Raw genomic sequence first — 12,185 nt, 5'->3', positions numbered from 1 at the left:
TTTGCCAGACTATTCTCCCGAGCCGAATACTAAGCACCCGCCCCCCAAAATGATGTCTTCTTCCCATGAGACTGTTCCAAGCCACCGAGATAGGTCTCATGCGTTTCGAATTGTTCAAAGTCGTCAATTCTAGCCGCTAGGTTCTTGCACTCTCGCAAGTGACGCGCTGCATGACGATAACGTTTGACCCGCGAATTTTGCAGCGCAAAATCGATCAGGCCGCGTTTCAAAAGTGTGGCGGCCAGTGGATGGCGATCTTCGAGGGCATCGGACGCTGGCCCCAAAAGCTCATAGTGGTGCCCATCAATCTCTGTAGCACGATTTATGATCAGAACTGCTGCTTGCTCAATCGCGGGCCAGGTCATCAGAAAATGGAGCGCTTTCGTGAAACTCTCAAAACCTAACGCGTGTTCAAGGGCTCGCGTCTCGGCTTCAACATCTTCGAAATCTGGTAGCCCGCCAAGCCATGCGCGCAGATGGTCAGCGTTCAGGCTGCGAGCATAATACGCCCACATAAAATCCCGAGCCACTTCGGTTTGCCCCATCGCTTGCATCACACTGATCCGTGTCGCTTCCCACTCATAGGGTATCCATCCGCGATCTTTCTCATCGGGCGCATTGATGGCCTCCCATGCTTCCTCAACCCGCCCCGCTTCAAGAAGACGGCGAGCTATTTCAGCGGCAACCTGTGGCGCCTTTCGTTCCAGATCACTTTGTTGGTCTATGTAGGCGTCTGCATCTCCTTCAACATCCGCAATCTGTTCCAACGCCATGCGCAGCGCGTAGTTGTCCGACAGATCAATTCCCGAAGCGGTGATCCCAGCTTTAAGGTGCTGCAATCCTTCTGAACCTAAGACTGAAGCAAGACCTGATATCAAAGCTGGATAATGCCCATAATCATCATCCGTCAGGGCCTCCAGTAACTGATCTGCCAGTCCAAGCGGATTCGGCGCGGCAACCTCGGCCAGATCGATCAGGTCTTCACAGGCTTTGTGAAAAACTGACTGCACCTTGCCGGTACTGTCATCGCAACGTTCATAGACCCCATTCGCAAGAGCCACGAACCGCCAGATTAGATCAAACGCACCTGCTGGATCGACTGGCCCAACTTGAGAAACGATGGCGCGTCTCTGTATGTCTAGGTCAGCCGCGAAGGCATTGCGGCCCTGCCAGTCAATAAACGACCGCGATCTCGCAATGGCGCTGAGCCGCTTGCTAATCTCCCGAGCGACATCTCCGGAGCCGGCTTCGCTTGCCAGCTCAAGCCTCAGTCGCCGCTTAGCGCCAGCATTGCCTTTGGTGACCTCAAGAAGAAGGTCGGCCAACCGCTCAGCGCCGAGCGCTGCAAGGTTCTTTGCATTCAATGTTGTTTTCGAAGCCATACCGGAAATTTAGTTCAACAATTAGCTCGAATGCCAGCCCCCTCCCCAAGTTTAACATCATCGCAGATTTGGGAAGACCTGCCCTTCGCTGCATAGCGCATGAACTGACACAGTGCGGGACGAAGCGGGCTTTCGCTGCGATTGCGCCAATGCCTGCTCTACGTCTTTTCGACGCTCAATCTTGCATTGGAAACCGCGTCAAGAGTCCGCTGAATATCATCTTTGGAGGTAATCCATGACGAAACGGAAAATCGGATCGCTTCACGTCCCTGCCAATTGGTCGGTCCGAACCATGCCTCTCCACTGCGTTGAACATGTGCAGCCAACTTTGAAGACCAACCTTCAGAGATTGGTAGAGTCGCAACGACTTGATTGAGCACTACGTCATTCAGAATTTCAAAGCCTTGCCCACGTAGCCCATCAGCTAAGGAACGTGCATGTTGGCACGTGCGGTCGATAAGGTCCGCAAGTCCTTCACGACCGAGCGAATGCAAAGCTGCCCAAACTTCGACACCTCTTGCTGCACGAGAAAATTCAGGCACCATGTCCTTCGGCGCTGCTGCTCCGCCAACCTTTAAATACGGCGCTTGTGTAGCCATTGCGGCATGGATCGTTGTGGGGTGCTTGCAGATCGCCAACCCACATTCGTAGGGGGTGTTGAGCCATTTATGACCGTCCACAACCCAGCTATCAGCTTCTTCAAAACCAGTTAACTGATCACGAGTTGCTTCACTTGCAGCGGCCCAAAGGCCGAAAGCACCATCAACATGCACCCAAGCTCCGTTGGCCTGTGCTGAGATCTGCGCGATTGGATCGCTTGCCCCCGAATTGACGTTGCCAGATTGGCAAAGAATGATCGTGTTCTCATCCAGTATGGGCATCTGTGAAATGTCCATCCGACCTTGATCGTCGCAAGGCACCCATTCGATAGCATCCGTGCCAACGCCCAACATTGTGAGCGCTTTAAGGACGGTCACATGACTTTGTTCACCCGCGACTAAGCGCAAGCGCGGAGCGTTCCAAAGGCCTTTTTTTTGAACGTCCCAACCTTGTTTCTCAAGCAATGCGTGTCGCGCACCAGCAAGACATGTGAAGTTGGCCATCGTGGCCCCGGTAACGAATCCAACCGAGCTATGTTCTGGAAGGCCGAGAACATCTAGAAGCCACTTTGCGGCGACCTGTTCCAGCTTAACTCCAATTGGGCTAGTTGCATCGTTGAACACCACTTGATCCCATGCCGTTGACAAAACCCGCGCCCCTAAGGTGGCCGGTAGTGTACCCCCTACAACGAGACCGAAAAACCGTCCGCCTGTCGTAGCGGTAGTGGCAGGCGACCCAAGGCTATCAAGCATATTGAGAGTGTCTTTGGGATCACTGGGGCCGTTCGGAATATCCATTTCAAATCCGCTAAGCGCAGCAACCGCCTGCTCTGACGCGATCACGTCTCTTTCGCCAATCGACTTCAAATAGCTGTTTGCCATATCCGAAGACATTAGAAGGGCCTGTTGCGATTGCGATAATAGGTCAGACACGATATATCTCCATAGACAAGAATCAATATAGTTAGTTATCAATATGGCTGCTGACCCGTCAACCATTGCCGTCCTGAAAGCACTCGGAAATGAAAACCGGCTTCAAATCTTGAAGTGGATTTTGTCACCTACAGACCATTTTCCGGCGCAACGAGACGGCGATTTGGTCGAAGACGGCGTGTGTGTCGGGTTTATCACCCAGAAGATCGGGTTGACCCAACCCACAGTGACCTCCCACATGAAAGTTCTGGCTGAAGCTGAGTTGGTGGCGTCTAAACAGATCAAGAACTGGGTCTTCTACAAGCCTAATCGCGACCGGCTAGAACGTGCGCTGGCACAGCTTGGCACAGACCTTAATCTTTGAAGCGGTCGTTGGTCCAACATGCAGCATCTGGTAAAATGGGCTCTTTTTCCTGTTTCGCTGCATTGTGCGCGAAGGTCCGGTTTTCAATTTTGGGTGAGTTAATCACGCCCTTGCCGACCACCCCGCCAGGCTAGGCTAGCCTCTTTGCCCTATAGACCAAATGCAGATGGCCCTTGAACCACTTGCTCCGTCCACAGAAGACAACTACGCTTCAAAACAGCCGGAGGATTGGTCCATTGGCTTTTGGTTTCAAGTCCAGTTGCAACAACAAATGGAGGATTATCGCTATGGATAATCGGTTCGCTTACATGCGCAAATACCTTGGGTTTTCCCAAAAAGACGCATCCAACATTTTTTCCACTCGGCTCGATACGATCAAGAAATGGGACAGCGATAAACTGCTAGTGCCGGGTCCGGTTTTGGAGGAACTGTATGATCATATACGGTTCACGAATGATATGGTTGTCGAGTTTTGCGACGAGCGCCAAGCGGAAGATGAAGACGAGGGGATCGACGAAATCTACCTGCGCACCTTCACAGTTGAAGGTCTTGCCGAGCAAGGCTTGCCGCCCTCCCTTGGTTGGCAAGATCACGTCATTGGTGCAATTATCGGTCGTCTTGCTTCCATCCACGTCTACGGCGCGGATAAGCTGCCAGAACATCATGACCCCGACTATCATTGGTATGAGTATTGGGGCCTTGAGCCAGTAAAGAAGCCAACAGAATTTTTCACCATCCAGGACGAAGCATTGTTCGCGAATGAACTTGCAAAAGCTGTTGAGGGTAACCAATGGCAAGTCGAATTTGACCCAAATGAGAACTACTACTTGATCGGGTTCCGAACTAAATCAGTCTCCAATGCTACTCGCCATATCTGGATCAAAGCTGTTCGCGCTGGTCGTGGTTCGGAACTTGTGGAACGCTTCGCTGACGAACCGTTACGATATTGCGATTCATTTGGCGAAGATGCCCCATACATCGAAGGACCAAACAAAACCAAAATCCCTGTCGGTTTTGCGTCCGGCCATGACGATGACACCATTGATCCGCATACACTTGCCGAGACACTTTTTGCCGCCCTCGCAACATCCTACCCAACCGAAGGCGCTATGCGTGAGGCGTGCCGCGACCGATATGCGGCACTGGTCGGTGCTGAAGAAGGATACATAGCTGATTTCCTGAACGATTGGGCCGTGAAGGACACTCGCTTTGTATCTCACAATTTCATCGCTGCCCTGTTTTTTGAAACCCAAAAACAGACCGGCTTAACGTTGCACCCCGAAGCTATGGTTGAACTATGCTCGATACTCGCCAAGTCGGAGCCGTCGATACGCAACATGGATCACGAAGTTGTTGTGATCGACATGGGCGAAATGGTGTTCACTATCAGGCTCGATCTACGCGACGTTCTTTCCCAATCGGGTGATGGCAGAGACTTTCACACCGAAGCAAGCAAAGCCCTTGATATTATCCAAGCGTCAATCGGAAACGATGGTCTGACCCGTATAGAGCCGTTCAGCACCATCGAAATCGAATTTACTTCGGACGACGCAGAAGGATAGGACACCTACCTTTATCTTCCTCGAAATAATCCTCGGCGGAGCGCCACTGGCGCGGGGGCAGATAGCCCCCTTCGTAGCTTGCCTTCGGGATCGGTATTGGTACAATAAAGCATTATTGACAGATTGGGAGTGGATTGAATCTTGCCGTTGAACCCGCCAGAAACACCCAATGTATTAACAGAGGTCGCATTGAAACAGCGCCTTGAGACGGGTTCGAAACTCATCATTACATGCAACGTATCGCCAACGCGCAAAGCATCATCATGGTTTGGAGTTTGGACGATGCACGCAGAACATTCCGATGGGACTACGCAAATGTTGGTCACGGCGCGCTCCAGGATGGCAGGTGAAATTTCCATTCGTGAGTTCAAAACCGTGACGGGAATCGTATCTTTTCTGACCGACTGCGGTTTCACCAAAATTTCCTTCCCCGTGGTTGAGGGCGATACCGTGAGACTTCCGCTGGATACTTAAATCTAAGCATACCCAGCAGTAAGTCTGGTGGCCAATGTCCCGCCCCGTCGGGCGAGCAGCGCGTTACCCACAATCCCGACACTTCGATGTTCAGTGTCTTCATTTACTCCGCCGCGCGACCAAGAACTTCTTCGGCCCATTGGTTCAGGCTTTTGCCAGACAACTCCGCCGCGAGTGCCGCCTTGCGGTGTACCTCGGGATCGACGCGAAACATGACTTGACCCGAGAATGCTTTTTGCGGCTCCTTGCCGACCTTTGCGCAAGTCTCAACGTAGTCTTCAACCGCTTCATGAAAGGCTTCCCGCAACGCCTCAACCGTGTCAGCATGAAAGCCAATACCATCACTGATACCGGCGAGACGGCCTGTGAAAATGCCATCTTCATCATCATACTCTATGCGGGCCGAATAGCCTTTGTAGGTCATAATATTGGTCATGGCGTTACTCCGATCCGTTCCAAGAATGCGCGAGCGGCGCGCACCTGATAGCGTTTGGCTTCCTTGGCAGGGTGTGGGCAATGAAACGTCGCAACCACAGAATCAATATCATGCTCCGTTGAAATATTTGGCAAAAACAAGCCATTGATCCCTCATGAGTTTACGAGATCGCGGTGGTGCAAATGGCAGCAAACTCAGTTGACATCACGACCTAACCGCGAATACCACTTCGAACCGACTTTTGATTGAACCGGTCTTCAAAGTATGTCCGGAAGATTTCATTTTCTGGATATTCTAGAGGTGCTTTCCAAACCGCACCAAGGCGCCCAACAAGTCCTGCAATCCAATCTGCAGCCTGCATCGTTTGATAGCGGTGACTTTCGACCTGGAACGGTGGCTCAATTAGGCAGCGCCTAGGCTCGGCTGGATTGTACATCGCTATGGCAGCCTCGGTAATCAACGCGTCACGCTGATCATGCTCATCAAGCGTCAGAATGAAATTTTCATTCGGATCACAGTCTTCCTCACAGTGCTGGTTTAGGCGCTTGATCGCCTCTCTCAACACAATGCGATATAGTTGGTTCGGATTATGTTCTCCTGGCGGGTGAGGTTTTGTACCGCCGACATGAAACAAAAAGCCGCCTAACGTATCAATCTTGTTGAACAATCGGAAGGTGAAACGGCGAAGTTCGGCATATTTTGTAACGTTGGTTACAGTGTAAAGGCTCGCCCCTTTCTTTTCCCAGACCGCCGCATGCTGCCCTGCCCGAGCGATTTCAAAGGCAAGGAGCTCCTGTTTGCGTTGAAAAAACCAAGTCCCGAACCCGCGTACCTGGTCAATCGGTAACGCGAATCCGGCTAAACCAAAGACAGGACTATCATTGTGACGTGGATCTGTTCGGCTAACGTATGGTCCGATGTGTCCAAATTCGTCCAAATACACTATGTAAGTCAAACATATCTCCACAAACACGAAAACCCACGCTTACGCGTGGGCCTCGGAAAGAGGGCAATACAAGCTTGCGCCTCATCCTTTACATGAGGGTTCAGCGTTCCAAAGTCAAGCTTTTTGAAGTCTGCGAGGGACAACCCGCTTCAATTTTGAAGCGCTATGAGTGCGCCAACACGCTTTTGTGACCCCGACCAGAGGCACAGTCTTGACTGCAACCACGGACGACATCGGCTCGAACGTAGCGAGAGACAACTATTGCTGCCCCCAATAGACATAGAGCATTCTTGGGTCGACCAACTCAGGCTTTTTGGTGAAATCGATCCCGCGGCTAAAAACATTCGAACCGTCGGAATCTGTAGTATACTCCGTCGCACTACCTGCAAAAATCAAGCCATTGATCTCGCATGGATTTACGAGATCGAGTTAGTACAAATATCAGAAATCTAAGGCGACTTCAGTCCCTTAGCCAAGAGGCCCTATCACTTAAGGCGGGGCTTGACGGGGGCTATGTTGGCCAGCTCGAACGTTCGAAGTACTCCACGACCATCGCAACCTTGCAGAAGTTAGCTTTGGCACTTGATGTCGATCCATCTGAGTTGATCGAACCAATTTTGATCACCCCCAGTATGAGAGCAAAAACCGTCAATGACGAAACCTCAGATGATCCAAAGGAGTCTGGACGCTCACAGCTGCTTGCTGCGCCATTTCAAGAAGGGTTTGAGCATCGTCAGGGCAATCTTTTCCTCGTACTGATCGACTATCGCTGGAATGACGGATCAACCGTTCGCCGTTGGCTGGTCGATCCTAAGAAGGTCGACTTGTCTGCCGTCATCCTCAAACCTTGCACACCGCTTTAATCAACGCAGATCCCTGCTCAGTATGAAAACCAATCTGAATGGCCCATATTTCCTTCATAGTCGCCATATTCGACCATGATATCGCGTGAGTAGAAGTTCCCAAACCTCCGCCCAACGGGCAGCAAAATGGTTTGGCCGCTCTCGGACACAAATGAACTCGGCCAACGGCTGTGAGATCCGTAAACCCGCGCGATGTATCGGCAGGTTCTGTTTTCGCGGTCACAGGATCGAATACTCCAATCCCACTGCCTTGGATCGTCACGCGGCGTGTAGGACCGACCTGTGAACCAAATCACATGGGTGCGATTGAGCCATTCGTATTCTGGCAGGTTCGTATCAACCTCGCCTTCCCCACCCGGACCACCAAGCTCAACGGGCACTGCAGCGAAGGTGCAAATCCCAAAAGGCGGTCGGCTGGGCCACGGGGTGATGCGGCGGATCATAGTGCGATAAGCTCGCGCGCAGACCGCGCTCGGAGGAAATCCACCCGCCATACAGAGCATAATCGCACAGTCTATATCGTAGGCCTGCGCCTTCTGGGGCGAACTGAGCGTCGTCAAAACACCAAAGAATGCTGACAAAATAAGTCGTTTCATCGGAGACTCCTTTGCTAGGTTTCATCCTATGGTTTAGCATTTTGTTAAATTCTGCAATATATCATATTGACTCAATGTGTCTTTCCGCTTGTACTGGGTCGGACTAGAAGGACTCTCAGGGGGAGAGTCCAAATGCCGATAGCGCGCAATCAAATCTTGATCACACTTGATGGGGTCAAAGACCTTCAAAAGAGGGAAGTTGCATTCCGCTGCCGGTATGAACTCGTGGGGTTCACGGACGATGGCAAGCCGCGCTACCAGTGCATTTACCTACGTGACGGTGAACCGGAAGCCATTCTTGTGTCCACACGGATCACACCGCTCGGCCCGGAAGCACGGTACTTCAACATCTGGCCGGGGCTTTTTAAACACCATCTTGAATTTGGCGACGGGCGCGATTTGCGCTTTGATGCTGACTACAGCATTTCCCTCGAAGGCAACGGCTGACGTTCTAGCGTTTCGCGCGGACGGTTCGGCTACGGCATCTGGGTGGACGTTTCACGGAGCACGTCCTAACTGGGCCACTTCAGAAGATACTGTTGAAGCAGAACCTGTTGCCGTTGCACCAATTGCGCCTGCGGCGGGAGCCTCTGCCCAAGTTCTCGCACTCATTCATCAGACGGCCAACCGCCACCAAAACAATAGGGCCATCGCGCGAGCTGGCCTTTCAACACGGGACTGGCAAGTCTTGTTTCAGGCGATGATTGAAGCGGAGAGCAGCTACAATCCCACTGCCATCAGCCCAAAGGGTGCCTATGGGTTGGGCCAACTGATGCCTGCAACGGCGCGCGAGCTTGGGGTGGATCCGCGTGATGTCTCCCAAAACCTTGATGGCGCAGCACGCTACTTGCTCGCACAATTGGCAGAATTTCGCAGCGTTGATCTGGCCTTGGCTGCCTACAACGCAGGCCCGCATCGTGTTGAGCAGTACTCAGGTGTGCCCCCGTTTTCCGAAACACGCACCTACATCGCACGCATCCACGACATTCGTGAACGGCTGTCGGGCGGAACTTCACAGCCAGCGCCAATCCGCGTCGCCAACACGGCACCAACACGCGCCCCAGTCATTATCGACCTGAACTGATCAAGGACATTTTCATGCCAAGACACCACTCACGATACCTGCCACTGATGGCCGCAGCCATAGCGCTCGCCGCCTCCCCTGCCTTCGCGCAAGACTTGTCACCTATTCAAACGATGCTGGAAACGGTCGAAGCCGCACTCACGGGACCAATTGGCATTGCCGTGGCCACACTTGCAGTCATTGGGACAGGCTTCATGTGCATGATGGGACGGCTGAACTGGGGATGGTTTGCCTCTGTGATCATCGGGATCGTGCTGATCTTCTCAGCGGGCACCATCGTAGATGGGTTCACTTGAACCGATGGCGGAACGATCCCCCCTTTTCCTCGGCCTTGCGCGGCCACCCAAGTATCTGGGTCTCCCTGTCGGATATCTGGTGGTCTTGGCCATGGGGGTCGTTCTGCCGTTTATCTGGACGAAATCTCTGATCTTTTTCCTGATCGGGATTATCGCCTACCCCGTTCTTTGGTTTGTCGCGGATAAAGAACCTCATTTTTTTGAGGTGCTGCGCATCTCTTTCGGCACTGTTCGTTCCACCAAAAACCGCACTTATCACGGGGGTGATAGCTTTGGCGCTTGATGGTGGAACTCTGAGCAGAAATGGCCCTGCAGTACATGAAGCGGGTGGATCAGGCTTTGCCCGTGAAAGCTACCTTGCGGAGCACCTGCCCTATTTTGCTTTGGCAACGGACGATGTGATGGTTCTGCGCGAGGGTGATCTCCTCGCAACCCTTCGCCTTGATGGCCTCAACCCGATGACAACCGAAGATGATCGCCTTGATGCGCTCAAGCGCGCGGTTGCAGCAATCGTCGCCCAAACCGGGAACGCGTTTGGTTTCTACATTCACCGTGTTTCTGTGCCGCAAGACTTGGACCTTAAGCCGGTTGAGGGCGATACCTTCGCATCCCATGTTGATGCCCGCTGGGCCGCCCATATCAAAGGGCTGCGCCCTTCAAAGCGGCAGATGTATCTCAGCGTCATACGCCGGCCCAATCTCGCGGCACGCATCCCGTTCTTGCGTGCACTCGCCCGCAAAGCTTGGGTAAAAGATCGCACGGCGCGTGTCCAAGAACTTAATGAAGTGATGGGCTTCTTTGCGGTGGCCCTCTCTTCGGCAAACCCTGTTCGCTTAACAAAGACGGGCGGTGAATGGCTGGGGTATTTGAATACGCTCAACGCGGGGAGCTTTTCACCTATTGCATTTGGTCAAAGCCCCCTGCCCCTATCTCATACCATCAGTGATTGCCGCGCGACGTTTGATGGCGATGTGGTCACTGTTACCTGTGCCACAACGGGTGCCGTCAAATATGGTGCCCTTTTCAGCATCAAATCCTATCCTGCACTGACAGATGTGACGCTCCTTGATGCCTTGGACCTGCCGCTCGATATCGTGCTGACCAATTCCTTTAGTCCAATCCCGAACAACATCATGGCCGAGCGCATCCAACGGATCATCAGACAGATGCATGCTTCTGATGATGCGGCCGTTTCTTTGCGTGATCAGCTAGCTTTGGCCGCAGACGATCAAGAAGCCGGACGCATCGCCTTTGGCGACCATCACCTTTCCATTGCAGTCTATGCGCCTGATCGCGATACGCTGGAACGCGCCGCAGCGCAGATCAAACGGGTCGGCCAAGAAATCATGGCTGTGATTGTGCGTGAAAACATGGCCCTCAAAGCCACGTACTTCGCGCAAAGCCCGGGCAACTTTGGCTACCGCGCCCGCAAGACGCCGATCTCCTCAACCAACTTTGCTGATTTTGCAGCCCTTCACGGCAGCGTTGAAGGGCGTAGCAATGACAAAAGCCCATGGGGCCAGAGCATTGCCGTCCTGCCAACAGTCGGCACATCAGGCTATCGCTTCAACTTCCACGAAGCGGGTTCTGCAGGCAAAGAACCTACTGTGGGCCACACACTGGTTTTAGGCCGCACGGGAACTGGCAAAACATTGACGACTGCCTTCCTCACCGCGCAAGCGCAACGGATCGGCGCACGCTTGTTCTTCTTTGACAAAGATCGTGGCTTGGAAATGGCAGTCCGAGCATTGGGTGGTCGCTACAATGAAATCCGCGCAGGCGTCCCGACGGGTCTGAACCCGCTTGCCTCTGAAATCGATGAGCGCGGGCGCGCTTGGTTATCTGATTGGTTGGCCACCTTGATCACGCGCAGCGGTGCCCTTTCGGGTGAACAGTCACGCCATATCCAAGGTGCGGTAACACAGAATGCCGACGCGGGCGTAGCTCTACAACGCTTTGCCAGCTTTGAGACATTGTTCCAGTCTTTGGATGATGATGGCGAGCTGCAATCCCGCGTCGCAGAATGGGCCCCTGGCGGGCGATTTGGCTGGGTCTTTGATGAACCAGACCGCGGGCAAAGCCTCGATCTTTCGGGCGACATTGTCGGGTTTGATATGACAGAGATCCTCGACATGACAACCGAGCGTATGGCGGTGCTCTCCTACATTTTCCGCCAAATCGAACGCGTTGTTGAGGACCGCCGCCCCACGATCATCGTCTTAGACGAGGCATGGAAGCTGCTGGATGATCCTTACTTCGGCGCACGTCTGGAAAACTGGCTCGTGACCCTGCGCAAAATGAACTGCGTCGTGATCATGATGACGCAGTATCCCAGCCAGTTGCGCGACAGCCGCGTTGGCAAAACCATTGTTGAAACTGTCCCGACGCAGATCCTGTTCCCTAACGACCGCGCCACCGTGGCCGATTACGATTTCTTGCGCGTGAACGCCAAGGAAGCTGCATTGCTCGTCCAACCCACCATTGGCCAACGCATCGCACTGGTGCGCTCCGCAGGCGACAGCGTCTTTGTCGATGCCGATCTCTCCGCCCTTCGTGACTTACTGCCAATCCTTGGCGGTGGAGCCACGGGCGAGGCCCGCGTGCCAGCAGACTGGCGTTCAAACCCCGATTTCTGGAGACCACAATGAGA

14 protein-coding genes and 1 pseudogene are annotated in these 12,185 nt (G+C 53.2%); 9 read left to right on the top strand and 6 right to left on the bottom strand.

Annotated elements, in window-relative coordinates; translation table 11 throughout:
- Positions 1 to 29: 29 nt before the first annotated feature.
- The gene (locus C1J04_RS18485) at positions 30 to 1,382 is read right to left on the bottom strand and encodes a DUF6880 family protein (protein ID WP_009827364.1); all 1,353 of its coding nucleotides are present in this window, start codon (positions 1,380 to 1,382) and stop codon (positions 30 to 32) included.
- A gap of 158 nt (positions 1,383 to 1,540) precedes the next feature.
- Positions 1,541 to 2,863 carry a pyridoxal phosphate-dependent decarboxylase family protein gene (locus C1J04_RS18480; protein ID WP_198009229.1) on the bottom strand — a complete coding sequence of 441 codons (1,323 nt, stop codon included), beginning with the start codon at positions 2,861 to 2,863 and terminating at the stop codon, positions 1,541 to 1,543.
- Between the two features lie 94 nt (positions 2,864 to 2,957).
- On the opposite strand from C1J04_RS18480, the gene C1J04_RS18475 reads away from it, so the two are divergent.
- The 3 genes from C1J04_RS18475 to C1J04_RS18465 all read left to right on the top strand — a co-directional run bounded on the left by C1J04_RS18475 (position 2,958) and on the right by C1J04_RS18465 (position 5,314).
- Entirely contained in the window at positions 2,958 to 3,278 is a 321-nt protein-coding gene (locus C1J04_RS18475) for an ArsR/SmtB family transcription factor (protein ID WP_009827366.1), read from the top strand.
- Positions 3,279 to 3,565: 287 nt separating this feature from the next.
- Entirely contained in the window at positions 3,566 to 4,840 is a 1,275-nt protein-coding gene (locus C1J04_RS18470) for a hypothetical protein (RefSeq protein ID WP_009827368.1), read from the top strand.
- 189 nt (positions 4,841 to 5,029) lie between these two features.
- On the top strand, positions 5,030 to 5,314 hold the full coding sequence (locus C1J04_RS18465) for a hypothetical protein (protein ID WP_162797854.1): 285 nt from the start codon (positions 5,030 to 5,032) through the stop codon (positions 5,312 to 5,314).
- Between the two features lie 103 nt (positions 5,315 to 5,417).
- Here C1J04_RS18465 and C1J04_RS18460 read toward each other — a convergent pair whose 3' ends face one another.
- The 3 genes and pseudogenes from C1J04_RS18460 to C1J04_RS18450 all read right to left on the bottom strand — a co-directional run bounded on the left by C1J04_RS18460 (position 5,418) and on the right by C1J04_RS18450 (position 6,693).
- Positions 5,418 to 5,750, bottom strand: coding sequence for a type II toxin-antitoxin system HicB family antitoxin (locus C1J04_RS18460; RefSeq protein WP_009827370.1), 333 nt, complete (start codon positions 5,748 to 5,750; stop codon positions 5,418 to 5,420).
- Positions 5,747 to 5,854: pseudogene (locus C1J04_RS19635) on the bottom strand (type II toxin-antitoxin system HicA family toxin); the annotation flags it as partial. The pseudogene C1J04_RS19635 and the gene C1J04_RS18460, both read right to left, overlap by 4 nt.
- Positions 5,855 to 5,961: 107 nt before the next feature.
- The gene (locus tag C1J04_RS18450) at positions 5,962 to 6,693 is read right to left on the bottom strand and encodes a DUF3800 domain-containing protein (RefSeq protein ID WP_254693900.1); all 732 of its coding nucleotides are present in this window, start codon (positions 6,691 to 6,693) and stop codon (positions 5,962 to 5,964) included.
- 413 nt (positions 6,694 to 7,106) lie between these two features.
- On the opposite strand from C1J04_RS18450, the gene C1J04_RS18445 reads away from it, so the two are divergent.
- Positions 7,107 to 7,559 carry a helix-turn-helix domain-containing protein gene (locus C1J04_RS18445; protein WP_083779670.1) on the top strand — a complete coding sequence of 151 codons (453 nt, stop codon included), beginning with the start codon at positions 7,107 to 7,109 and terminating at the stop codon, positions 7,557 to 7,559.
- A gap of 17 nt (positions 7,560 to 7,576) precedes the next feature.
- Here the strand turns inward: C1J04_RS18445 and C1J04_RS18440 are convergent, their stop codons facing one another.
- Positions 7,577 to 8,155 carry a hypothetical protein gene (locus tag C1J04_RS18440; protein ID WP_083779669.1) on the bottom strand — a complete coding sequence of 193 codons (579 nt, stop codon included), beginning with the start codon at positions 8,153 to 8,155 and terminating at the stop codon, positions 7,577 to 7,579.
- A gap of 132 nt (positions 8,156 to 8,287) precedes the next feature.
- On the opposite strand from C1J04_RS18440, the gene C1J04_RS18435 reads away from it, so the two are divergent.
- From C1J04_RS18435 to C1J04_RS18415, 5 genes are read left to right on the top strand one after another with little or no spacing between them, the layout of a single operon-like run.
- The gene (locus C1J04_RS18435) at positions 8,288 to 8,602 is read left to right on the top strand and encodes a hypothetical protein (protein WP_009827373.1); all 315 of its coding nucleotides are present in this window, start codon (positions 8,288 to 8,290) and stop codon (positions 8,600 to 8,602) included.
- On the top strand, positions 8,565 to 9,239 hold the full coding sequence (locus C1J04_RS19730) for a lytic transglycosylase domain-containing protein (protein WP_273056272.1): 675 nt from the start codon (positions 8,565 to 8,567) through the stop codon (positions 9,237 to 9,239). Before C1J04_RS18435 ends, C1J04_RS19730 begins: the two co-directional genes overlap by 38 nt.
- 14 nt (positions 9,240 to 9,253) lie before the next feature.
- Positions 9,254 to 9,535 carry a TrbC/VirB2 family protein gene (locus tag C1J04_RS18425; RefSeq protein WP_037955008.1) on the top strand — a complete coding sequence of 94 codons (282 nt, stop codon included), beginning with the start codon at positions 9,254 to 9,256 and terminating at the stop codon, positions 9,533 to 9,535.
- The gene (locus C1J04_RS18420; RefSeq protein ID WP_254655211.1) at positions 9,522 to 9,818 is read left to right on the top strand and encodes a type IV secretion system protein VirB3; all 297 of its coding nucleotides are present in this window, start codon (positions 9,522 to 9,524) and stop codon (positions 9,816 to 9,818) included. Before C1J04_RS18425 ends, C1J04_RS18420 begins: the two co-directional genes overlap by 14 nt.
- Positions 9,808 to 12,183: a type IV secretion system protein B4 gene (locus tag C1J04_RS18415; RefSeq protein ID WP_037955006.1), complete on the top strand. Its 2,376-nt coding sequence runs from the start codon at positions 9,808 to 9,810 to the stop codon at positions 12,181 to 12,183. Before C1J04_RS18420 ends, C1J04_RS18415 begins: the two co-directional genes overlap by 11 nt.
- Positions 12,184 to 12,185: the final 2 nt, after the last annotated feature.

Origin of the sequence: Sulfitobacter sp. SK025 (genome assembly GCF_003352105.1) — a bacterium.
Taxonomy (GTDB): Bacteria; Pseudomonadota; Alphaproteobacteria; order Rhodobacterales; family Rhodobacteraceae; genus Sulfitobacter; species Sulfitobacter pontiacus.
The sequence above is the reverse complement of the archived record's forward strand: the minus strand, read 5'-3'. Positions and strand labels throughout refer to the sequence as shown.

Bases quoted from the DNA above. Each gene is read 5' to 3' on its own strand.
- C1J04_RS18480 (WP_198009229.1), bottom strand. From the start codon at position 2,863: ATGGCAAACAGCTATTTGAAGTCGATTGGCGAAAGAGACGTGATCGCG.
- C1J04_RS18435 (WP_009827373.1), top strand. From the start codon at position 8,288: ATGCCGATAGCGCGCAATCAAATCTTGATCACACTTGATGGGGTCAAA.
- C1J04_RS18460 (WP_009827370.1), bottom strand. From the start codon at position 5,750: ATGACCAATATTATGACCTACAAAGGCTATTCGGCCCGCATAGAGTAT.
- C1J04_RS19730 (WP_273056272.1), top strand. From the start codon at position 8,565: ATGCTGACTACAGCATTTCCCTCGAAGGCAACGGCTGACGTTCTAGCG.
- C1J04_RS18485 (WP_009827364.1), bottom strand. From the start codon at position 1,382: ATGGCTTCGAAAACAACATTGAATGCAAAGAACCTTGCAGCGCTCGGC.
- C1J04_RS18445 (WP_083779670.1), top strand. From the start codon at position 7,107: ATGGATTTACGAGATCGAGTTAGTACAAATATCAGAAATCTAAGGCGA.
- C1J04_RS18470 (WP_009827368.1), top strand. From the start codon at position 3,566: ATGGATAATCGGTTCGCTTACATGCGCAAATACCTTGGGTTTTCCCAA.
- C1J04_RS18440 (WP_083779669.1), bottom strand. From the start codon at position 8,155: ATGAAACGACTTATTTTGTCAGCATTCTTTGGTGTTTTGACGACGCTC.
- C1J04_RS18475 (WP_009827366.1), top strand. From the start codon at position 2,958: ATGGCTGCTGACCCGTCAACCATTGCCGTCCTGAAAGCACTCGGAAAT.
- C1J04_RS18420 (WP_254655211.1), top strand. From the start codon at position 9,522: ATGGGTTCACTTGAACCGATGGCGGAACGATCCCCCCTTTTCCTCGGC.
- C1J04_RS18425 (WP_037955008.1), top strand. From the start codon at position 9,254: ATGCCAAGACACCACTCACGATACCTGCCACTGATGGCCGCAGCCATA.